Here is a 22,370-nt window from a genome sequence, read left to right on the forward strand (position 1 = left end):
ACCCGCCCTCCCCTTTGCCCTGCGTCGTCTGCGTTGTCAGGGATCATATCGACGCATCGCGGCCGAAATGACCTCCTCGGTCGGGCGGGGCCGCCGCCGCAGGCCGTCGCGGACACCGGCCCGCAGCCCGCGGCGCAGAGTGGCCCGGTCCCGCGAGCGGGCGTAGGTGCGCGCCCAGCGCCGGACGGACGATCCGGCGTAGAGGACGCGCTCGGCCGGTGCCAGCCCGCGGCTGCGCGTGAACAGCCAGAGCTTGTTGCGAACCTCATAGTAGAAACGGTCCCCCGGGTCGGCGTCGGTGCCGCCGAACGTCCCGGTCTTGTGGACGACGACGCTCGCGGGGCAGTACAGGCCGGTCCGCCCTCGAAGCAGCCGCGTGGTGAACTCGAAGTCGTCGTTCCACAGGAAGTAGTCCGCCACCGGCAGCCCGCGTTCCAGCACGGCCGCCGCGTCGACGAGCACGGACACGAACGACGCGGACCGGACGGGGCTGCAGCCGGCCTCCGCCGCGGCCGCCCGCTCGGCCCGGGACGCGCCGGGTTTGACGCGCGGGGTGTTCATCGGGTGGTCGCGGCCGTCGGTCCACAGGACGCGGCTGGCGACGAGGGCGGGCTCGCGGGGCGCCCGTTCCCGCGCGTCCAGGAGCGCGGCGAGTGCTCCGGGTTCGGGGATGGTGTCGTCGTCCATCAACCAGATCAGCGCGGCCCGCCCGCCCGTGCCGCCGGTCTCCGCGGCGGACGTGTCCAGCGCGCGGGCGAGCCCGGCCGCGAAACCTCCGGCGCCGCCGGTGTTGGTGGCGAGTTCGACCAGGTCGACGTCCGGGAACCGTTCGCGGACGAGGGCGGGGGTGCCGTCGGTGGAGGCGTTGTCCACCACGATCAGGACGTCCGGCCGCCGGGTCTGGGCGGCGAGCGCGTCCAGTGCCTCGGTCAGGAGGTCACGCCTGTTGTAGGTGACGACGATGGCGGTGACCAGCGGATTCACGGCGCCGGAGTTCATCGCGCCGGGGCTCGGCGGGACAGGACGGTGCCGGGGTCGTCGGCCGCCTCGCCCTCGGTCTCCGCCGCGGGTTCGGGAGGCGGCTCGATGCCCTTAAGCCGCTCCACCAGATGCCAGTATCCGACCCGCATCTTCCAGACGGCCTGGCTGCGCTCGCTGAGATGGCGGGCCATCAGCTTGGGCAGTGCGGTTTGCCGTTGCTCCCGGCGCTCGTCACGCAGTTCGCCTATCTCCTCGCGGAGCATCGAGACGCGGTCGAGGAGCGCGAGGATGGTGTGGGCGGCCGTGTCGAGCAGCTCCGCGTCCCCGGGCGCGGCGGCGGCGCTCTCCTCCGGCGGACGCTCGCGGGGCAGCAGTTCGGCGAGGTCGCCGACGACGTCGTAGCCGGCGGCACGGATGGCCTCGACCAGGTCCCGGGCCCTGTCTCCCGCCCATGCGCGGCGGTCGGAGGGCAGTGGCACCCGGCCGGGCTCGCCCCGGCCGGGCAGCACCCTGAGCGCGAGGACGTCGGTGACCAGCCGGTGGTACAGCCACATCGGGGCGTCTTCGTCCACGGCCGCGTTGATCCTCCGCAGCAGTTCGGTCTCCGACCAGCTCAGCGACGCGTTCGCGCGGGCGGCCGCCACGTCGGCCACGGCCGGGTCGACGCCCAGCAGTCCGGCGAAGCGCTCCCAGAGCCGCTCGCGGGGGGCGTCCGGGCCGGGCATCGTCAGCACGTGCACGCGCTCCGGCGGGACGTGCGGGGCCCATCGCCCGAGTACGCCGGGAATGTCGTGCACGCGCCAGAACCACTGGGCGGCGCCGCCGCCCGGGGGCCCGTCGATCACCTCGTGCAGCCAGTGCCCGAAGTCGTGATGGAACCGGTGCTTGACGTACTCCTGCCATTCCGAGGGCAGCAGCCCGGCGAGGTCGCGGGCGGAGTAGACGATGTGGACCTCGCAGGGGGCGAGGGACCGCACGGCCCGTTCGGCGCCCTCGGCGTCCACCGCGCACAGCACTTCGTGCGAGATCACGGCGGTGTGGTGGCCGGACGTCTTGACACCGTCGGCCAGCAGGTCCCAGGAGCCGTCCCAGCCGGGATCGGGATCGTCCGGTTCCGGTTCCAGCCCGCGCAGGTCGCGGGTGGCCCGTACCTGCGCGCCGAAGGAACCGCCCGGCAGGAGGACGCCGGCCTCGGACAGAGCCTCGGCGTTGTTCCACAGCAGGCCCTGCAGGAACGTCGTGCCGCTCTTGGGCGCGCCGATGTGGAGGTACACGGTAGGCGGGGGGCCGCCGGACTCCACTGCCACCAGGTACTCCTCTGCCGGTCGCGAGTGGGACGCACAGGGCGCCCCTCCGGATCACAGGCAGGGTACAACCGGCCAACGGGGGTCAATCTCCACAACCGGGATCAATGTGTCGGTATGTTGGCCGCGCAGCATTGTCGATCCAGCGTCGATCCTCAGTCAATCCCCTCGCGGACCGCGCGAATCCGCGGCCGGCCGCCGGGACGGATCGCGCGTACGACGCGGCGGGGGCGTCGCAGGAAGATGGACCGTGAACGTTGATCTTGTAGTGGTGGGCTCCGGTTTCTTCGGGCTCACCGTCGCTGAACGCTGCGCGGCGGAACTGGGGCTGCGGGTGCTGGTCCTCGACCGGCGCGACCACATCGGCGGCAACGCCTACAGCGAGGACGAGCCCGAGACCGGCATCGAGATCCACCGGTACGGCGCGCACCTGTTCCACACGTCGAACGACCGCGTATGGGAGTACGCCAACCGGTTCACGCGGTTCACCGGCTACCAGCACCGCGTCCATTCGACCTTCAAGGGCCGCGTCTACCCGCTGCCCATCAACCTCGGCACGATCTGCGCGTACTTCGGCCGGGCCTTCACCCCGGACGAGGCGCGCGCGATGATCGCCGAGCAGGCCGCGGAGATCGCCGCCGGGCACGAGCCGCGCAACCTGGAGGAGAAGGCGGTGTCCCTCATCGGGCGGCCGCTGTACGAGGCGTTCATCCGGGGCTACACGGCGAAGCAATGGCAGACCGACCCCCTCGACCTGCCCGCGGAGATCATCACGCGGCTGCCGGTGCGGTACACCTTCGACAACCGCTACTTCAGCGACACCCACGAGGGGCTGCCGGTCGACGGCTACACCGCGTGGCTGGAGCGGATGGCCGACCATCCCGGCATCGAGGTCCGGCTCGGCACCGACTTCTTCGACCTGCGCGACGACCTCGTCGGGCGGGTCCCCGTCGTGTACACCGGCCCGCTCGACCGCTACTTCGGGTTCGCGGAGGGCGCACTGGGCTGGCGGACGCTGGACTTCGAGACGGAGGTCATGCCGACCGGCGACTTCCAGGGGACCGCCGTGATGAACTACGCCGACGAGGACGTCCAGTACACCCGCATCCACGAGTTCCGGCACTTCCACCCTGAGCGGAGGCACTATCCGGACGACCGCACGGTGATCATGCGGGAGTTCTCGCGGTTCGCCGAACGGGGCGACGAGCCGTACTACCCGATCAACACCGCCGAGGACCGCGAGCGCCTCCTGCGCTACCGGGAGATGTCCCGGCGCGAGGACGGCGTCCTGTTCGGCGGGCGGCTCGGCACCTACCAGTACCTCGACATGCACATGGCGATCGCCAGCGCCCTGGGCATGGTCGACAACCGGCTGCGGCCCCATTTCGAGCGGGGCGAGCGGCTGATCAGCGGAGGAGTTGACCGATGACCGAGCGGGCCACCCAGCCAGAGCTCCCCACGGAGCCCGCGGAACAGCCCCGCCCGGCCCTGCCGGGCGAGGGCCTGCGCATCCTGCACCGGGTCGTGATGCCCGGCGAGCGCGACTTCGACGTGCTGAAGCTGTACGTGGACGGGAACGCGGTGTTCGGCCGCCGCACCGCCGACCTCGAGAGCGCCGCCGAGCGGGTGATGGCCGAGCAGGACGGTGACGCCGCCCGCGCTGCGGCGGCGTTCAGGCCCGCCTCCCAGGACGACAGCGCCGAGATCGTCGGCCGCCGCAGCATCGTCGTTCCGTCCGGCACGCGGGTGTCGTTCTGCAGCTACTTCAACGCCTTCCCCGCCGGGTACTGGCGCCGCTGGAGCACGGTCGAGGACGTTCGGCTGCGCCTCCGGGTCCGCGGCGAGGCGACCATCCTCATCTACCGGTCCACGGGCAAGGGCCACCTGGAACGCATCAAGTCGCTGCACGTCGACTCCGACTCCTCCGTCGAGGAGACCGTCGACCTGCCGCTCGCCCCGTTCATCGACGGCGGCTGGTACTGGTTCGACATCGTCGCCGACGGCCGCACCGCGGTGCTCGACAGCGCGGACTGGTGCGCGGTCACCGAGCGGACCGAGCCGGGCACCGCCACCCTCGGCATCACCACCTTCAACCGGCCGAAGTTCTGCGTCGAGCAGCTCACCGCGCTGGCCGCGGCGGGTGACGTGCTGGACGCCGTCGACGAGATCCTGGTCGTCGACCAGGGCACCGACCGGGTCGAGGACCACCCCGACTTCGCCGCGGCGGCGGAGGCGCTCGGTGACCGGCTGCGCGTCATCGACCAGGCCAACCTCGGCGGCTCCGGCGGCTTCTCCCGGGTCATGCACGAGACCGTCGAGGCCGGGCGCAGCACCTACGCGCTCCTGCTGGACGACGACGTCATCCTCGAACCGGAGGGCATCCTGCGCGCGGTGACGTTCGCGGACCTCGCGCGCGGCCCGATGCTCATCGGCGGCCACATGCTCGACCTGTACAACCGGTCCGTGCTGCACGTGTTCGGCGAGTCCATCGCCCGGTACCGCTGGTGGATGGTCCCGTCACCGCACACCGAGATGTCGCACGACCTGGCCGCCCACCCGCTCCGCCACACCCCGTGGCTGCACCGCCGCGCGGACGTGGAGTACAACGCCTGGTGGATGTGCCTGATCCCGGTGGAGGTCATCCAGAAGATCGGGCTGTCGCTGCCGTTCTTCATCAAGTGGGACGACATCGAATACGGGCTCCGCGCCAAGGCGGCCGGATACCCGACCGTGTCGCTCCCGGGCGCCGCGGTGTGGCACGTGCCGTGGCACTCCAAGGACGTCATGACCGACTGGCAGGCGTACTTCACCGAACGGAACCGCATCGTCACCGCGCTGCTGTACTCCCCGTACGAGCGCGGCGGCAACATGCTGAAGGAAAGCCTGTTCATCACCGTCAAGCACGCGCTGGCCATGCAGTACTCCACGGCCGAGCTGATGCTGCTGGCGATCGAGGACGCGCTCAAGGGGCCCGAGGACCTGCACCCGTCGATCGTCACGAAGATGGGCGAGCTGCGGCAGCTGCGGGCCGAGTTCGTTGACGCCCAGGCCAAGGCGGACCTGGACGAGTTCCCCGCCGTCCGGCGGCGCAAGCCGCCGCGCAAGGGCCGCGACGTCGTCCCGCCGAAGAACAGGCGGGCGATGTTCCAGACGGCGCTGATGGGAGCGGCCCGGCAGATCAAGCCGATCGGCCCGTACCCGAAGATCCACCCCGAGGCCGTCGTCCCGCACGTCGACCAGACCTGGTGGCTGCTGACCAAGTTCAACAGCGCGCTGGTCTCGTCCGCGGACGGCACCAAGGTCTCCTGGTACCAGCGCGACCCGCAGCGGTTCTGGTCCCTGATCCGGCGCGCGTCGGCGCTGCACGCCCGCCTCGGCAAGGACTGGGCGCCGCTGAGCCAGCGGTACCGGGACGCCCTGCCGGGACTCACCTCGCAGGAGGAGTGGCTGGAGACCTTCGAGAAGGCGCGGCGGCCGTGACCCTCGCCTCCGGGGCGGCGGCGGGCCTGGACGATCCCGGGCCGGACGACCCAGGGCTGGTCGAGCCGGGACGCGGGGGAGGGCTCCGCGAGGTCTTCAGGCGCCGGCATCTGCTGAAGCTCATCGTGCGGCGGGAACTGCGCGCCCGCTACCAGGGGTCGCTGCTCGGCCTCGGCTGGTCGTACGTGCGGCCCGCCGCGCACTTCTCCGTCTTCTACTTCGTGGCCGGCGTCTTCCTCGGGATGAGCGAGTTCATCCAGCATTTCCCGATCTTCATGTTCTCCGCGCTGGTCCTGGTCTCGTTCTTCAACGAGACCCTGATCAACACGACCCACTCGGTGCTCGGGAACGCCCCGCTCGTCCGGAAGGTGTACCTGCCGCGCGAGCTGTTCCCCGTCGCGTCGCTGCTGGTGTCGTGCGTGCACCTGCTGCCGGGACTGGGGATCGTGCTGACCGTCGCGGTGCTCTGGGGATGGACGCCCTCGGCCGCGGCGCTCGGCTCGGCGCTGCTCGGGTTCGCGCTCGTCGCCGTGCTCGGGATGGGACTCGGGCTGATCTGCTCGGCCCTGCACGTCTTCTACCGCGACACCGACAAGGCCGTCGACATCACGACGCTGTTCGTCACCTGGTCGGTCCCGATGATCTACCCGTGGACGATGGTGCGCGACACCCTGCCGGGCTGGGCACTGGACCTCTACCTGGCCAATCCCATGGCCGTGGGGGTCCTGCTGTTCGAACGGGCCTTCTGGTGGCCGACGACCGACGGTACGTTCGAGTTCCCCGCGCACCTCACCCGCGACGCCCTCATCCTGCTGGCGCTCGCGGTGCTGCTGCTCGGGGTCGGCCAGCTCGTGTTCTCCCGGCTCCAGCGCCGTTTCGCGGAGGAACTCTGATGGACGGGACGGTCCCCAGGGACGGCGCGGGCCGCGCGGACGGGGGGCGCGTGGACGCAGGTCGCGCGGACGGGGCGCGGCGCGCCGTCGTCGTCGACGCGGTGACCAAGCGGTTCACACTGCGGCACGCCCGCTCGATCAAGAACATGACCGTGCGGGCGCTGCGCCGGGAGAGGCTGCGCGACAGGTTCACGGCGCTGGACGACGTCTCGATCACCATCGGGGTCGGCGAGGCCGTCGCGCTGATCGGGGTGAACGGCTCGGGCAAGAGCACCCTCCTGAAGATCATCTCCGGGGTGATGCCGCCGGACGAGGGCTCGGTCCGGGTCCGCGGGCGCGTCGCCGGCCTGATCGAGGTGGGCGCCGGCCTGCACCCCGACCTCACCGGCCGGGAGAACGTCTTCCTGAACGGCGCCATCCTCGGCATGGACCGTGCCGAGACGCTCCGCAAGTTCGACTCGATCGTGGAGTTCGCCGACATCGGACGGTTCCTCGACCAGCCCGTCCGGTTCTACTCCTCCGGCATGTTCATGCGGCTGGCGTTCTCCATCGCCGTTCATACCGACCCCGACGTCTTCCTCATCGACGAGGTCCTGGCGGTCGGGGACCCGTTGTTCCGCCGCAAGTGCATCGACCGTCTCCACGAGTACCGCGCCAGCGGCCGCACCATGGTGATCGTCGCGCACGACGCCAAGCTGCTGCGGCAGCTCTGCACCCGGGGCGTCTTCCTGGAGAGCGGCCGCGTCCTGTGGGACGGCGACATCGACACCGCCGCCGACCTGCTGCTGAAGAAGCGGCAGGAGCGCCGTGGCGCCGCCGCGCGTCCGGCGAAGGCGGCCGAGGGTAGCCGATGAACCCGGCGGCACCCACCGACCGGCCGCGGCTGCGTGAACTGGACCTGCTCCGGTTCCTGGCCGCCGTCCTGGTGGTGCTGCACCACTATGTGGGCCGCATCGGCGGATGGGGGGTGGAGAACCACCACAACATGCCGTTCCTCGCGCCGGTCGCCCACTTCGGGAACCTCGGCGTCGACCTGTTCTTCCTGATCAGCGGTTTCGTGATCCTGATGAGCGCCTGGGGACGCGGGGTCGGCGACTTCGCCGTCTCGCGGGTCGTGCGGATCTTCCCCGGCTACTGGTTCGGCGTCACCCTCGCCGTCGCCGGCTTCCTCGCCATCGGTGAGACGCCGATGGCGGACCACAGCCCGATCCTGCCGTTCCTGCCGAACCTGACGATGCTCCAGATGGGCCTCGGCGTGCCGGACATGGAAGTCGTCTACTGGACGCTCTGGGTCGAACTGCATTTCTACGTGCTGATCTCCCTCCTGGTCTGGCGCGGCATCACCTACGAGCGCTGCGTGGCTTTCATGGCCGGCTGGCTGGTGTTCGGCGTGTTCGCGCAGGAGGCGAACTTCACGCCGCTCACCGTGGTCCTCATGCCGCCGTGGGCGCCGTACTTCGTCGCCGGCATGGCGTTCTACCTCATCCACCGGTTCGGCCCGAACCTGCTGCTGTGGCTGATCGTGGCCGGGTGCTGGGCACTCGCCGTCCCCTACCGGATCGCGTCCGTGAACGATCTGCTGGTCTGGCCGCAGATGTGGCAGGCCGGCGTCACCGGCGGCGTCACGCTCATCTTCCTGATCATGGCGATGGTCGCCACTCACCAGTTCGAGATGGTGCGCTGGCGCGGCTTCACCGTCCTCGGGGCGCTCACCTACCCGCTCTACCTCGTCCACGAGACCGTCGGGCGGGTGCTGTACGAGCTGATCGGTTCCCAGCTCGGCCGGTGGACGCTTCTCGGCGTGTCCTGCGCCCTCGCGTTCGCCTCCGCGTACCTGGTACAACGGCTCGTCGAGGAGCCCGCGCAGCGCTGGATGCGGTCGAGGCTGAAGACCGCGCTCGCCCGGCTGCGTCAGGACCGTTTCCCGCTCACCCGGAACCAGACCCCGTCCCGCAGCCCTGCGGAGGCCATCCGATGACCCGTCCCCCCGCCGCTCCCGCACCTGCCGACCCGCCGCCCGCCGGCAACGTGCCCGCCCGCCCGGTGCCGCCGCGGCTGCGCGAGCTGGACCTGCTGCGTTTCCTGGCCGTTGGCGCGCTCGTCCTGCACCACTTCGCCGGGGTTCGCAGCACGATCTGGTCCGGGCGCGACGCTCAGAAGATCTTTCCCGAGCTGGCTCCGGTCGCCCACTTCGGCTACCTCGGCGTCGACCTGGTCTTCATGATCAGCGGTTTCGTCATCCTGATGGCCGCATGGGGCCGGGGCGTCGGCGACTTCGCCATCGCGAGGGTCGTCCGCCTCTATCCGGCGTACTGGTTCAGCGTCCTGCTGAGCCTCGTGCTCTTCCTGGTCTTCGGCTCCGCGGTGCCCTACGGCGACGGCGACGACCCCGTCCAGCGGTTCCTGCCCAATTTCACGATGCTGCAGCAAGGGATGCACGTCGCTCCGCTGGAGGTCGTCTACTGGGCCCTGTGGGTCGAACTGCATTTCTACGTGCTCATCGCGCTCTTCGCCTGGGTCGGCATCACCTACGGGCGCTGTGTCACGTTCATGGTGTCCTGGCTGATCGTCGGCGCCTACGCCAAAGAGGCCGGCAACGACCTGATGCGTGCCGTGTTCCTGCCGGAGACGGCGCCGTTCTTCATCGCCGGGATGGCGTTCTTCCTGGTCTACAGGTTCGGGTCCAATCTCGCGCTCTGGCTGATCATCGCGGCGTCCTGGGCGCTGTCGGTGCACTACCTCGTGGCGGACATCGAACCGCTGAACGAGTGGAAGGGCGTTCACGAGATCGTGATCCCGGTCGCCGTCACCGTGTTCTACACGATCATGGCCCTGGTCGCGTCGCGGAAGCTCTCCAGGCTGAACTGGCGCGGCTTCACCTTCCTCGGCGCGATCGCCTACCCGCTGTTCCTGATGCACGAAACGGTCGCGCGGACGATCGTCAAGGTGTTCTTCCCGCATCCGATCCTCGACCGGCTGACGATCCTGCCGGTCATCACGGTCTCGGTGCTGGTGTCGGCGTTCGTCGTCCACCGGTTCGTGGAACGTCCGCTCCAGTCGATGATGCGTCCGCGGCTCACGTCCGCGATGGCGCAGATCCGCCGCAACGGAGCACCGCCGGCCCCCGCCGCACCGGATCCGCCGCCGGACGCCCCGGACGCCCCGGCCGACGCGGACACCCCGGAGATCCGGGGTGCCACCGGCGTCCGCCACGATGCCGCGCAGGTTCCGCGTGCGTCCGTGCCTTAGCCTGATCATCGTCGATCAGGTCATTGATCAATCCGTCCGGTGATCGACGTACCGCTGATCGACATGCCGCCGGCCTGAAGGGACTGTGATGCTCGGCGCCAAGCCGCGACGACGATGGCGGGCCGCATCGCTGCCGGCGGTGCTGCTGGCGGGTGCGCTGGTGCTCGCCGGATGCGCGCACGGCGGGAGCTCCGGCGACGCCGAGGACGGCAAGGGCGGACGGGTGTCGCCCACCGGCGGGAAGCAGGCCGAGCGGCCCAACATCGTCTACATCCTCACCGACGACCTGTCGTGGGATCTGGTCGACTACATGCCGAACGTCAAGCGGCTCAAGAAACGGGGGATGACGTTCTCCAACTACTTCGTCGCCGACACGCTTTGCTGTCCGTCCCGGGCCACGATCCTGACCGGCAAGTACCCGCACAACACCGGGGTGCGCAGCAACGACCCGCCCACGGGCGGATTCAAGGTCTTCCGTGACCGGGGCAACGAGCAGAACACGTTCGCCGTGGCCCTGCAGAAGGCCGGCTACCGCACGGCGCTCATGGGCAAGTACATGAACGGTTACGAGACCACGAAGCAGCAGGGCTCCTCCCGGACCTACGTGCCGCCCGGCTGGACGGAATGGCAGGTAACCGGGCTCGGCTACGCGAACTACAACTATCACCTGAACGGCAACGGGACCCTCACCCACCATGGGCGGGCGCCGCAGGACTACCTCACCAACGTGATCAGCGCCAAGGGCGTCGACTTCATCAACCGGGCCGCCGACGCCGAGCAGCCGTTCATGCTGCAGATGTCGACCTTCACGCCGCATGCCCCGGCGACGCCCGCGCCGGAGGACGCCCGCAAATTCGGCACGGTCAAGGCGCCCCGCACACCCGGATTCAATGAGCCGGATATCTCCGACAAGCCGGGTTGGCTGCGCAAGTACCCCAGGCTGCGGCCCCGGACGATCCGCGCCATCGACAAGTCGTTTCGCGAGCGGGTGCGGTCCGTCCAGTCGATCGACCGGATGGTCGGCGCGCTGGAGGCCGCCGTCAACGCCAAGGGCGAGGGAGGCGACACCTACTTCGTCTTCAACTCCGACAACGGCTACCACCTGGGGCAGCACCGCCTCGTCGAGGGGAAGCTGACCGCCTACGACACCGACATCCGGGTACCGCTGATCGTCGCGGGCCCCGGCGTCCCGGCCGGGAGGACCGAGAAGAGGTTCGCGCAGAACACCGACATCTGCCCGACGTTCGAGGAACTCGCGGGGCTCAAGCCGTCGGAGTCGGCGGATGGGCGGTCCCTGGCGCCGCTGCTGCACGGACGGCAGGTCCCCGGCTGGCGGACGACCGCGTTCATCGAGCATCTCGGCCCCAACTACAACGACGATGACCCGGACCTGCCGAAGAAGTACGGGGGCAACCCGCCGACGTACCAGGCCGTCCGCACGGCGAACGAGCTGTACGTCGAGTACGAGAACGGCGACCGCGAGTACTACGACCTCGCGCGGGACCCCTGGGCGCTGGGGAACATGTGGGCGCAGGCGCCCGAGGCGCGGAAGGCGGAGTTGAAGTCGCTGGTGAACTCGTACCGCACCTGCTCCGGCGCCGAATGCCGCGACCTGTGAACGCCAAGGCCGCGTGAAGCCCTCCCCGGTCGCGTGAGCATCCCGATCCTGTCTTGCGTGGGCTAGGCACCGGTCTCGGGCGCGGCGGGCGCGGGAGCCCGGGACGAGGCGCCCACGTAGGCCCGGCATGTCCCGTCGTCGTCGCGTTGGGTCGCCACCTCCAGCAGCCCCCGTCCGCCGTCCATCGGGAGCAGCGACGAACTGTAGTTGGCGCAGACGACGTCCGAATGCTCGGGGTGGGGCGGGAACGGAACACGGACCGGCGCGGGCTCCATATGCCACACGCCGTCGCCGTTCGCCGTGTTGGCGAAGATGGTGGCGCCGCTGGCCTCCTGTGAGAGCCCGCCCTCGGCGTCCCGGACGAGCCCGCCGATGAGCAGGATCGTCCCGTGCGGGCCGCCGCCGGGGATCCAGGTGACCGTCGGCGCGTGGTGGAGGCCCAGGCCGTCCGCGGTACGGGCGGCGGTGCCGCGTCCGGCGGCGTCGCCCCAGGTCCAGCCGTCGGGCGAGCGGCGGTAGTGCACCATGCAGGACGCGGACGGGCCGCACACCTCGTAGGCCATGAAGTAGGTGCCGTCCGGCAGGCGCCGCACCACGGGCATGCCCGGCCGATCGTGCCCGCCGGGCGCCACGATCACCGTTCTCGATCCCCAGGTCACGCCGCCGTCGGCGGAGACCACCGCGGCGATGACCTGGTCGTGGCCGGGATGCGTCTCGTCGGAGTAGTAGCAGACCAGCCGGCCTCGCGCGTCGACGGCCAGTTCGGGTTCCCACAGGCCCCGGTTCCAGGGCGTGCTCTCGTCCGCGGTCGCGCAGTTCGACAGGTAGCTCCAGCGCCGGCCGCCGTCGGCGCTGCGCCACACGCGCAATTCGGGGCGGCGTCCCGGCGCGTGGTTCTTCATGCCGGCGGTTCCCGCCCACAGCAGGGTCCCGGCGGGCTGGGCTCCAAGCCGCCGGGGGAGTTCGAACAGGCTGCCGCAGCAGCCGCCGCGTTCCCCGGCGGCGGCCGGGTCGAGGATCTCCGACAGCGTCCGGAATGTGCGGCCCCCGTCGGTGCTCTCGTAGAACCGCGCCATGTCGGTGACGCCGTCGCCCGTGGACGTCGCGACCCCGAGGACGATCCGGCCGTCCCGCAGCCGGACGAGCCTCGGGTACATGGCCTGGCGGTCGTCCACCAGCCGTTCGCCGAAGGGCGCGAAGGCGGGGGGACGGCCGGGGCGGCCCGGGTTTCCCGCCGCCGCGCCCCCGCCGCTCCCGTCGCCGTCCTCGGCGGCCATGCAGCCGGTGAGCGCAAGGACGGCGGCGAGCGGCGGGCCCACGGCCCGCGCGATCCGTCCGCGTCCTCGCGACGGCCGCCCGTGTCTCGTCATCGCAGGCCGGCCGGTCAACGGCACACGTGCTCCTCACGCTCGGTGGACGTCCCCGGCATCGGACATTACCGGTCTGACCGGGCGGCGGGTGAGACCCGAGCGGGCCGGGGCACGCCGTACAGGAGTGGCCGGATGCGGTCAGGGGCCGGAAAGGGGGGTGTCCGATCTTTACCGCAGGTGGACTTGGTGACCGAATTGGCGGGGTCGGTCGGTCATCTGTGGGCCTGTTCCGTTGAACGAGACGCACGAACGCGGCAAGCTCTTTACTCTGTGTGGTGTAGGAAACCAACCCGGCAACCCCCAGGCGTTCCAATCATTCCCGCAACTCCCAGGGGTCTCTCGACGTGACGGACATGGCGCGCGAGTCCGCGATGGCGCGGCTCACACAGGCCGACCGCGTCTATGTGGGCTGGCGTTACGCGCAGGTGCACCCCGACCCGGGGCCGCCACCTGACCGGCCCCGGCAACCCGAACCCGCCCCCGCCCCGCAGCCGGCGCGGCAGCCGGGCGAGCACATGGCGGCCCTGCCGCTGCGGATCGTGTTCGGCGGCGCGCTCGGCGGCGTCGTCCTGTTCCTGCTGTGCGGCGTCGTCGGCGTGGTTCCGTGGCCGTTCGCCGGGGTGGCGATGCTGGCGTGCACGGTCATCATCGGCATCACCGGCGGGACGCTGTGGCGTGACGAGCGAGGCGTCCGGGAGAGGATCGCGCACGAACGCGACGCGGAGGAGCGCAGGCGCGCCGCGAGCGAGCGGGAGCGCGACGCGGCGGAGAAGGCGTACGCGGAGGCCAGGTCGGAGTGGGAGCGCCGCCAGTCGGCCTATGAGAGCCAGCGCGAGTGGTACCCGGTGGCCGTCCCGCCCGGTGTCGACCGGGTGGACGTCGTCGGCGGGACGCTCGCCGGATGGTCCGCGGCCGTCACGACCATGGGCGCGGCACGTCTCGCCGTGGGCGCGCGCCTCACCGTCATCGACCTGTCCGAGGGCGCGGTCGCGCACGACCTGCTGCGGCTCGCCGCCGACCGCGGCGACGACCCGCTCGTCTGGGTGCTGCCCGCCGACCTGCCGCGCCTCGACGTCACCCGCGGCCTGAACCCCGAGGCGCTCGCCGACGTGCTGTCCCTGGTCGTCGGCGCGGGCGAGGAGGAGGGCGGCACCCGCGACCTGTCGTTCGACAACTCGATCCTGGAACGGCTCATCGAGGTCCTCGGGCCGGACGCGACGATCCCGCGGATCACCGCGGCGCTGCGCGTCCTCGCCCAGGTCGGCGACCCGCGCGACGACCTCCGCCGGGGCCTGCTCACCGACGAGCAGGTCGAGCGGATCGCGACGCTGTTCGGCCGGGACGCCACCGACCGGATCGTCGTCCGGCGCGCCTGGGCCCTCGAAGCGCAGCTCCGCAAGCTGGAGAAGCTCGCGGCCGAGCCGGTGCGGCTCCCGCCGTCCCGGCTGCACGTGGTGTCGATGGACCGGCGCGCCGGCGTCCTCACCAACCGGATCCTCGGCACCTACGTCACGACCGCGCTGACCCACCGGATCAGGGAGGCGCCGCCCGGCGGCCGCTGGGACCACACCCTCTTCCTCTGCGGCTCCGAAAAGCTGCGCGGGGACGTCCTTGACCGCCTCATCGACGCCTGCGAGGCCACCGGGACCGGGCTCGTCCTGATGTACCGGTCGATCCCCGGCCACGTCCGCGAACGGCTCGGGCGGCGCGGGCACGCCGCCGTCGGGTTCATGCGGCTCGGCAACCCCGAGGACGCCCGCGTCGCCGCCGAGCACATCGGCGCAGGCCAGCCCCTCCTCGTCGCCGAGATCACGGACTCGGCGGGCGAGACGCTGTTCGACGTCGCGGGGGAGACCTACGCCAGCACGGTCGCGTTCGCGCGCCCGCGCGGCGACGGCCTCACCGACCCGGTCTGGTCACCGCTGCCCGCGCCCGCCGCCGACGACTCCGCCCTCGTGGAGGGCATCAGCTCCGCGACCGCGTGGGGCCGCACCGTCGAGGGCCGCCGCCGCGCCCACGACACCCCGGCCAAGCAGCGGTTCCGCGAACTGCTGGTCGAGCCGCCGCAGCTTCAGGAGCTGCCGCCGACCGCCATGGTCTTCACGCACTCCGGCGCCACCGGCCGCCGCACCCTGCTCGTCGACGCCAACCCCGGCATCATCACCCTGCCGACCGCGCATTCGATGGAGTTCGAGGAGTACCTGCGCGAACAGGAGCGCCGCGACCAAGAGGTCTTGGACGAGGCGAACGACGACGCCCCGGACACCGCGACCCCCGACCCTGTCCCGCCGGACGTCCCCGCCCCGCGCTTCCCGCAGCCGTCGCGCGCCCGCCATGCGCTGCCGCGCGGTGCGGGGACGCGCCCCGTCCGGATCGTTCCGCCGCTGAAGCCGAACGGCAGACACAAGGCCGACCCCCCGTCCTCTTCCTGACAGCGGAGAGCCGAGGCCTATGCCGGCTCGTCGTGTCGTGTCAAGCCGCTCTATCTGTCCGCGGAGGCAGATGTGCTCTCGACGTCGAGGTTTCCGACGTATCAGGGCCACATCTGGTCAGTAATCTGACCTCGAATTGGATATGCATCGTCACTGATCGTCGCGCCATCCAGGAGGATGCGGCGAAAGGTCGTTTAAGTTATCACACGATCTCGCCCGAAAATACGGTGATCTAGATCATATCCAGAAGATCGACATCGACTCTTTCCCGTTTCTGAACGTCGAGTTACGTTATGGCCGTTTTGGCAACCCTCCTGTGTTGGGGTTTTCATGGGCCTTGGTGTCGCGTTCCGTTGTGCGGGTGCTGTGCCTTCGTTGTTGTGGCGGCGTCCGGTGTGGCCGGCCCGTGTTCTGCCTCTGGTGCTGGTCGCCGGTTTGGTGCAGGTTCCAGTGGCGGTTGTGCCGGGCGCGGCTGCGCACGCCGATGAACCGAAGACGGCGGCGACCGAGCAGAAGGCGGTGGCGCAGGCGCGGCGGTCGGGTGAGCCGGTGGAGATCACCTCCCGGCGAGGGGAGACCCGTACGGTGCGGGCGTTGCCGAATGGCCGTATCGAGGTCGAGGAGCGTGTGCAGCCGATTCGCGCACGTCGGGGCGGCAAGTGGGTGGATATCGACACCACGTTGCGGCGTTCGGGTGGGGCGGTGGTGCCGGGCGCGTCGACGGTGAAGCTGGAGTTCTTTGGTGGCGGGGACGGTCCGATGGTGCGGATGACGCGGGCGGGTCGCCGGTTGGCGTTGTCGTGGCCGGGATCGTTGCCCGAGCCGGTCCTGGACGGTGACACCGCGGTGTATCGGGGTGTGGCGGGCGCGGAGGTGGATCTGCGGCTGCGGGCGCGGGCGGACGGCTTCGCGCACGTGCTGGTGGTCAAGACCGCCGCCGCGGCCCGGAATCCGCGGGTGGCCCGGTTGGCGCTGGGGCTGTCGACCACCCGGTTGGCGGTGGCCGAGGAGGCGGGCAGCGGGGTGTTGAAGGCCACCGATCCGGGGTCGGGTCAGGTGATGTTCGAGGCGCCTTCTCCGAAAATGTGGGACTCCTCCCGCGCCAGGCCCGCGCCGGGATCGCAATCCCGCGCCGGCGCGAGGCAGGAGCCGTCGGCCGATCCGGCGGAGGGGCCGGTGGAGGGCGCCAAGACCGCGTCGATCGATGTGGCCGTCGGCGGCGGCAAGGTCACGCTGACCCCGGACCAGAAGCTGCTGACCGGGCCGGGTACCAGTTTTCCGGTGTACATCGATCCAGTGTGGACGACCAACAAGGCGTCGAGCTGGGGGATGGTGTCGTCGGGGTGGCCGGGCGAGTCTTATTACAAGTTCGACGGCAAGTCGACCGAGGGGGTGGGCCGCTGTGAGGTGGCCAAGGACCCCAACTGTGTGAAGAACCAGACCAAGCGGTTGTTCTTCCGGATGCCGCTGCCGACGGTGAAGGGCCGCTATATCCAGAACGTGGAGTTCACCGCTTTCGAGACTTACGCCTACAACTGCAGCAACCCGACGGCGGTGCAGCTGTGGCGAACTTCGACGCTGCAGTCGTACGCGACCTGGAACAACACCAACAACTCCTCGGTCTGGGATGAGCTTCTGGCCTGGCGTGATGTGGCGTACTGCTCCAAGACCCCGGTGGAGTTCGGCGGGGCGAAGCTGCGTGCGCATGTGCAGGACGCGGTGAACAAGGGCCACGGCTCGATCACGTTCGGGATGAAGGCCTACAGCGAGTCGAGCATGACGTGGTGGAAGCGGTTCGCCGATGACGCGTATCTGAAGGTGCAGTACAACAACCCGCCGTACCAGCCCAACACTGACTCGATGTATGCCAACCCCGGCACCAAATGCGTGGACAAGGGCCAGGCCAAGACCGTCAACGACATCCCCACGGTGTACGCCTACCTGTGGGATCCCGACACCGAAGACAAGAACAAGGTGCAGGGCCAATTCACGCTGCACTGGGCCAACAACGCCGACGGGTCGGACTGGGGCGAGAAATGGACCTCGGCGCTGACACCGGCCAAGACCTTCGGTAGCCAGTACCAGCAGAAACTCCCGTCCACGATCCCGGAAGGGACCCTGATCGGGTGGGGTGTGCGGGCCTGGGACGGTGAGCAATGGGGCCCGTGGAGCTACGCCGGCGCCCAGACCGGCTGCTACTTCTACTACGACCCAGCGGTGCCGGGAGAGCCGACCATCACCTCGGTCGACTATCCGGAGGATGATGCCTGGCATGGAGGGGTGGGTGAGCCGGGGACGTTCACCATCGCCGATTCCGAAGGCGTCGCCGACCGGTATGTGATCACGCTGAACAGCGAGCAGACACAGACGGTTCCCACCACCGCGGGCGCAGCCCGGCAGGTGCAGATCGCCCCGACCCGTTCAGGCCCCAACGTGCTGACCGTGCAGGCGTTCGCGCCCTCCAACCAGAACGGCCCGGCCGTGTCGTATGAGTTCCGCGCCAACACCGGCGCGGACCCGGTCGCGCGGTTCAAGTTGGATGAGGGTGCCGGTTCGACCGCGGTGATGTCCACGGGCCCGGGGCGCCCGGCGTCGGTGCGGGGCTCGGCCACGTTGGGCGGTGAAGGTAGGCACGGCACCGCGTTGACGCTGAACGGCGTCGACGGGTATGCCGAGAGCACGCTGCCGATCGTCGACACCACCGAGAGTTTCACGGTGTCCGCCTGGGCCAAGCCCACCGAGCAGCGGCAGGGAGAACTCCTGGCCCAATCAGGGACGTCCCAAAGTGGCTTCGTCTTGGGGATGAACGATGCCGGTCTAGCCAATATCGAGTGGCCGACTGCCGATAACGATCAGGGTGGCGGGTCTTGGCAGTGGGCGGCGGATGACACCCCGCTTCCACTGGGGGAGTGGAGCCACTTGATCGGCGTGTACGACAAGACCGCGGGGCAGGCGCGGCTCTACGTGAACGGAGTCCTCCAAGCCACCACGAATGGTGCTACCGCCCCGCCGGAGACGCACGGTCCATTGCAGATCGGCCGAGCCCTCTACAACGGTGGCTATCCGAACCACTGGCCGGGGTCGATCGACGATGTGCGGGTGTTCACCCAACCGTTGTCGGACGCGCAGGCGCAGCAACTTGCCGATGGAACCGTGCCCACGGGAACGGATCTGGTGGCGCACTGGAACATGGATGAGGCGGCGGACAAGTCCCGGGTGTACAGCCCGGTCGCGCCGTTCACGGCCACTGTGCACAATGGGGCCGTCCTCGGCGCCGAGGGGCAGGTGGACGGTGCGCTGCAGTTGGACAACACCGCCCAGCAGTACGCCGCCACCGGTCGTCCCGTGGTCAACACCCTTCGCAGTTTCGCGGTGTCGGCGTGGGTGAAGGTGGATGGGTCGAAGATCTCGGAGGGTCCTGGGGACTACTCGGCGGTGTCGGCGCGCGGCGAGTACAAGAGCGGCTTCTACCTCAAATACGTCGAGCAGAACGACACCTGGGTTTTCGCTCGAACCGCGCAGGACAGTGACGATCCCGGCTGGTACCAGGCGACGTCGAAGGAACCCGCGCAGACCGATGAGTGGACGCATGTGGTCGGGGTTTGGGACGCGGTAGCCAAACGGCTGCGGATCTACGTCAACGGTGAACGGGGCACCGACAGCCCAGTGGTGGACTCGCGCTGGCTGGCCACCGGTGGCTTGGAGATTGGGCGCTCCCAGTGGGGCGGTAACCCCGTCGACCATTGGGCTGGCCTCATCGACGACGTCCGGGTCTACGACCGGATCGTCAGTCGTCAGGAGGTTGAGGAGCTGCTTACTCAGCATCCGGTGCTGAAGGCGCGATGGGTGCTGAACAGCGAGCCGGTCGATGACGTGTTCAAGGGACCGGACAGTGCGCCTGCGCTCACCCTGCACAACGGCGCGGCCATCGTCGCGGGTGCCGGAATCGGCTGGGCCGCACCGGCGGGTCTGCAACTCGATCCCGTGGCTAAGGCGTTTGCTGAGAGCGCGGGGTCGGTGGTGGACACTCATCGCAGCTTTACGGTCACGGGCTGGGTTCGCCCGGTCGGTCGTCCTCAGCAACCCGTGACCGTTTTCTCTCAGGCTGGCCAGAGCGCCAACGCGTTCGCGTTGCGCTACGTGCCAGGTGAGGATCCTGAGTTGCAGGGGAGCTGGCAGATCGAGATGCGTAACAGTGACGATGCCGCTGCCGAGCCCCTTGTGGCCGTTCACGGAAATTTCGATCCGGACGACTGGATGCACGTGGCGATCGTCTATGACGCGCTACGTGATCGCGTCAGCCTCTACGTCGACGGTGAGCTGTACGAGACCTCCGACGGAGTTTCACAGGAGGGCCAGGTCCGAAGCTTCGAAACTGAGAACTCCGTCTTGCAGGTCGGGCGCAACAAGTTCGGGGCAGCGGACGGGTCCGGTACCGAGTTCTGGACGGACGCCATCGATGACATCTGGGTGTATCAGGGTGCGCTGACCCGAGAACAGGTAACCCGGCTGGCGATCTTCGACGACATACCGACCGAGGCGGGCCCGTGATCCGACCGCCTGGCCCATCCCGGCAGCCTCAGCTGGCGAAGGACCTGGTCCCGCCCTTGCCCCTTGACTCCCTGATTTCGTGATCCGCTCCGGATTGGTGTGCTGGAGGATGTCGTGAACGCTGGCCGGAAGGTGTCTGGTCGCAGCCGTGGCAAGGTGTTGCTGCTGGGCTGGAGTCGGCTCCTGAGGGCGACCGCGATCGTGATGGCGGTCGTGATGCCGGCCGGGCTGCTGTCGGCGCCGGCGGCTTTCGCCGAGCCGCCGAATTCCGGACGTCCCACGGTCGAGGACCATCAAGAGCTTGTCGATGGCAAGGCTCTGAAGGTGAGGCCGCGCAAGTCGGATCCGGCGACCAAGCCGGGCCCGGCGGCCAGAACGGCCAGGCCGGCACCCGGTAGCGCCGAGGTCGAGGTTCCGGCCGGTCCTGCTTCTGCCCGCGCGGCCGGGGGGGACCACGGTGCCAAGAAGGCGGGCGACCTCCCGATCGAGATCCTGCCGCCCGGCGAGCAGAATCGCGGACGGAGCCGCGTGGAGTGGGCGGACCGGGTGCGGGTTCAGGTCCTGGACCGTGATGCCGCTCGCGCTGTGGGTGTGAACGGTCTGGCGTTCACCGTGGCTCGCACCGATGCACGCACCTCCGGCCGGGTGCGGCTGCGGCTCGGCTATTCCAAGTTCGAGCAGGCGTTCGGCGGCGCGTATGGAGCCCGGCTGCGGCTGATGCGGTTGCCGCAGTGCGCCCTGACCACCCCGGCCGAACCGGAGTGCCGCACGCCCGTTCCACTGGAGACGGCCAACAACGGTGAGGACAAGACGCTGACCGTGGAAGTGGAGGCCGAGCCGGCCGCCAAATCCGGTTCTCCCACCGTGGCCGCTGCACAGGGCAACGCGACGCTGCTGGCCGCTGCCGCGGATTCCGGAAGTTCCCAGGGCGATTACAAGGCGACCTCGCTGAGTCCTTCAGCGACCTGGGAGGGGGGCGGCAGCGGCGGCGACTTCTCGTGGTCGTATCCGATGCGGGTGCCGCCGGCGCCCGGTGCGCTGACACCGAAGGTCGCAGTCTCCTATTCCTCCAGCAGTGTGGACGGCCGCACGGCCAACACCAATGGGCAGCCATCGTGGGTCGGGGAGGGCTTCGACCTGTGGCCGGGCTTCATCGAACGCCGCTACAAGTCGTGCAAGGAGGACGGCGCCCCGAAGGACCAGTGGGGGAACTCGCCCGGTGACCAGTGCTGGGCGTATGACAACGCGACCGTCGCCTGGAACGGCAAGGGCGGAGAGCTGATCAAAGCCTCCGACGGCACCTGGCGGCTGAAGAACGACGACGGCACCAAGTTCGAGAAGCTCACTAGTTCCTCGAACAACAACGGTGATGACAACGGAGAGTACTGGAAGGTCACCGCCACCGACGGAACGCAGTACTACTTCGGTCTCAACCGCGCTCCCGAATGGACGGACGGCAAACCGGAGACCAATTCGGCGTGGACCCTGCCGGTCTTCGGCGACGACTCCGGGGAGCCCTGCCACGATTCGTCGTTCGCGAGCTCGTGGTGTCAGCAGGCTTACCGGTGGAACCTCGACTACGTCGTCGACCCGGGCGGCAACGCCATCCTGTACACCTACGGCAAGGAGACCAACCACTACGGCCGCAACCTCAAGCCCGAGGACGAGACCGCCTACGTGCGCGGCGGGTATCTGAAGACGATCTCCTACGGGCTGCGCAAGGACGCGCTGTTCGCCAAGGCGCCCGCGCAGGTCACCTTCGCCACCTCCGAGCGCTGCATCCCGGACGCGACCTTCGACTGCGCCCCGTCCAAGATCGGCGACAACCCCGACAAGTGGTGGGACGTCCCGTGGGACCTGAACTGCAACTCCGGCCAGGAATGCAAGGAAGACCACGGGGCGGTCTCGCCGACGTTCTGGTCCCGCAAGCGGCTGACCAAGGTCACGACCCAGATCCTCAAGTCGGACGGATCGGGGTACCGCCCGGTGGACTCGTGGTCGCTGAACCACGACTGGGGCCTGGCCGACGTCGAGCGCGACCTGCTGCTGGAGGAGATCGAGCACACCGGCCACCCCGCGACCGACGGCGGCGGAGCGGTGACGATGCCGAAGGTCACCTTCAACCACGTCCAGATGCCCAACCGGCTGGACAAGACCGGCGACGACATCCTGCCCTACATCCGCTACCGGCTCGGCGCCATCTACGACGAGGCCGGCGGGCAGATCGACATCGCCTACTCCGACACCGACTGCTCCCTGTCGAATCTGCCGACGCCGGAGACCAACACCACCCGCTGCATGCCGGTGATCTGGACACCCCCGGGACGTGAGGATCCGATCACCGACTGGTTCCACAAGTACGTGGTGAGGGGCCGCGCGTTTTCCGGACAGCGTCCTGATGGGTGATCTGCGGGTAGATCTACGCCGCTTGCTGTCGCTCCAGGTACTCGATGTGGACCTCAAGTGGGGTCCGGTACCCGTTCGCGGAATGA

The 22,370-nt window shown here is 69.5% G+C and carries 13 protein-coding genes; 10 read left to right on the forward strand and 3 right to left on the reverse strand.

The annotated features are described in order from the left end of the window. Nucleotides 1–36 precede the first annotated feature (36 nt). On the reverse strand, nucleotides 37–999 hold the full coding sequence (locus ACTWPP_RS30215; RefSeq protein WP_443107768.1) for a glycosyltransferase: 963 nt from the start codon (nucleotides 997–999) through the stop codon (nucleotides 37–39). Beyond that, complete coding sequence (locus ACTWPP_RS30220) at nucleotides 996–2,288, reverse strand: hypothetical protein (protein ID WP_443107769.1); 1,293 nt, start codon at nucleotides 2,286–2,288, stop codon at nucleotides 996–998. The genes ACTWPP_RS30215 and ACTWPP_RS30220 overlap by 4 nt, the downstream gene beginning before the upstream one ends. Nucleotides 2,289–2,535: 247 nt before the next feature. On the opposite strand from ACTWPP_RS30220, the gene glf reads away from it, so the two are divergent. From glf to ACTWPP_RS30255, 7 genes are all read left to right on the forward strand, one after another. Next, entirely contained in the window at nucleotides 2,536–3,714 is a 1,179-nt protein-coding gene (gene glf / locus ACTWPP_RS30225; RefSeq protein WP_443107770.1) for a UDP-galactopyranose mutase, read from the forward strand. Further along, a complete protein-coding gene (locus tag ACTWPP_RS30230) occupies nucleotides 3,711–5,765 on the forward strand; it encodes a glycosyltransferase (protein WP_443107771.1) in 2,055 nt (684 codons plus the stop codon). Before glf ends, ACTWPP_RS30230 begins: the two co-directional genes overlap by 4 nt. Beyond that, entirely contained in the window at nucleotides 5,762–6,658 is an 897-nt protein-coding gene (locus tag ACTWPP_RS30235; protein WP_443107772.1) for an ABC transporter permease, read from the forward strand. Before ACTWPP_RS30230 ends, ACTWPP_RS30235 begins: the two co-directional genes overlap by 4 nt. Then, the gene (locus tag ACTWPP_RS30240; RefSeq protein ID WP_443107773.1) at nucleotides 6,658–7,512 is read left to right on the forward strand and encodes an ABC transporter ATP-binding protein; all 855 of its coding nucleotides are present in this window, start codon (nucleotides 6,658–6,660) and stop codon (nucleotides 7,510–7,512) included. The genes ACTWPP_RS30235 and ACTWPP_RS30240 overlap by 1 nt, the downstream gene beginning before the upstream one ends. Next, complete coding sequence (locus ACTWPP_RS30245) at nucleotides 7,509–8,636, forward strand: acyltransferase family protein (protein ID WP_443107774.1); 1,128 nt, start codon at nucleotides 7,509–7,511, stop codon at nucleotides 8,634–8,636. The genes ACTWPP_RS30240 and ACTWPP_RS30245 overlap by 4 nt, the downstream gene beginning before the upstream one ends. Beyond that, complete coding sequence (locus ACTWPP_RS30250) at nucleotides 8,633–9,907, forward strand: acyltransferase family protein (protein WP_443107775.1); 1,275 nt, start codon at nucleotides 8,633–8,635, stop codon at nucleotides 9,905–9,907. The genes ACTWPP_RS30245 and ACTWPP_RS30250 overlap by 4 nt, the downstream gene beginning before the upstream one ends. Before the next feature lie 88 nt (nucleotides 9,908–9,995). Continuing rightward, nucleotides 9,996–11,525: a sulfatase family protein gene (locus tag ACTWPP_RS30255; RefSeq protein WP_443107776.1), complete on the forward strand. Its 1,530-nt coding sequence runs from the start codon at nucleotides 9,996–9,998 to the stop codon at nucleotides 11,523–11,525. A 62-nt stretch (nucleotides 11,526–11,587) separates the two neighbouring features. On the opposite strand, the gene ACTWPP_RS30260 is transcribed toward ACTWPP_RS30255, so the two are convergent. Beyond that, complete coding sequence (locus ACTWPP_RS30260) at nucleotides 11,588–12,844, reverse strand: sialidase family protein (protein ID WP_443107777.1); 1,257 nt, start codon at nucleotides 12,842–12,844, stop codon at nucleotides 11,588–11,590. Between the two features lie 404 nt (nucleotides 12,845–13,248). Here ACTWPP_RS30260 and ACTWPP_RS30265 point away from each other — a divergent pair, with 404 nt between their 5' ends. From ACTWPP_RS30265 to ACTWPP_RS30275, 3 genes are all read left to right on the forward strand, one after another. Continuing rightward, nucleotides 13,249–15,327 (forward strand): hypothetical protein, encoded by a 2,079-nt coding sequence (locus tag ACTWPP_RS30265; RefSeq protein ID WP_443107783.1) that lies wholly within the window; start codon nucleotides 13,249–13,251, stop codon nucleotides 15,325–15,327. Between the two features lie 420 nt (nucleotides 15,328–15,747). Continuing rightward, the gene (locus ACTWPP_RS30270; protein WP_443107778.1) at nucleotides 15,748–19,878 is read left to right on the forward strand and encodes a LamG-like jellyroll fold domain-containing protein; all 4,131 of its coding nucleotides are present in this window, start codon (nucleotides 15,748–15,750) and stop codon (nucleotides 19,876–19,878) included. 114 nt (nucleotides 19,879–19,992) lie between these two features. Then, the gene (locus ACTWPP_RS30275; protein WP_443107779.1) at nucleotides 19,993–22,284 is read left to right on the forward strand and encodes a hypothetical protein; all 2,292 of its coding nucleotides are present in this window, start codon (nucleotides 19,993–19,995) and stop codon (nucleotides 22,282–22,284) included. Nucleotides 22,285–22,370 lie beyond the last annotated feature (86 nt).

It is taken from the genome of Actinomadura sp. 3N407, assembly GCF_052245875.1.
Classification (GTDB): domain Bacteria; phylum Actinomycetota; class Actinomycetes; order Streptosporangiales; family Streptosporangiaceae; genus Spirillospora.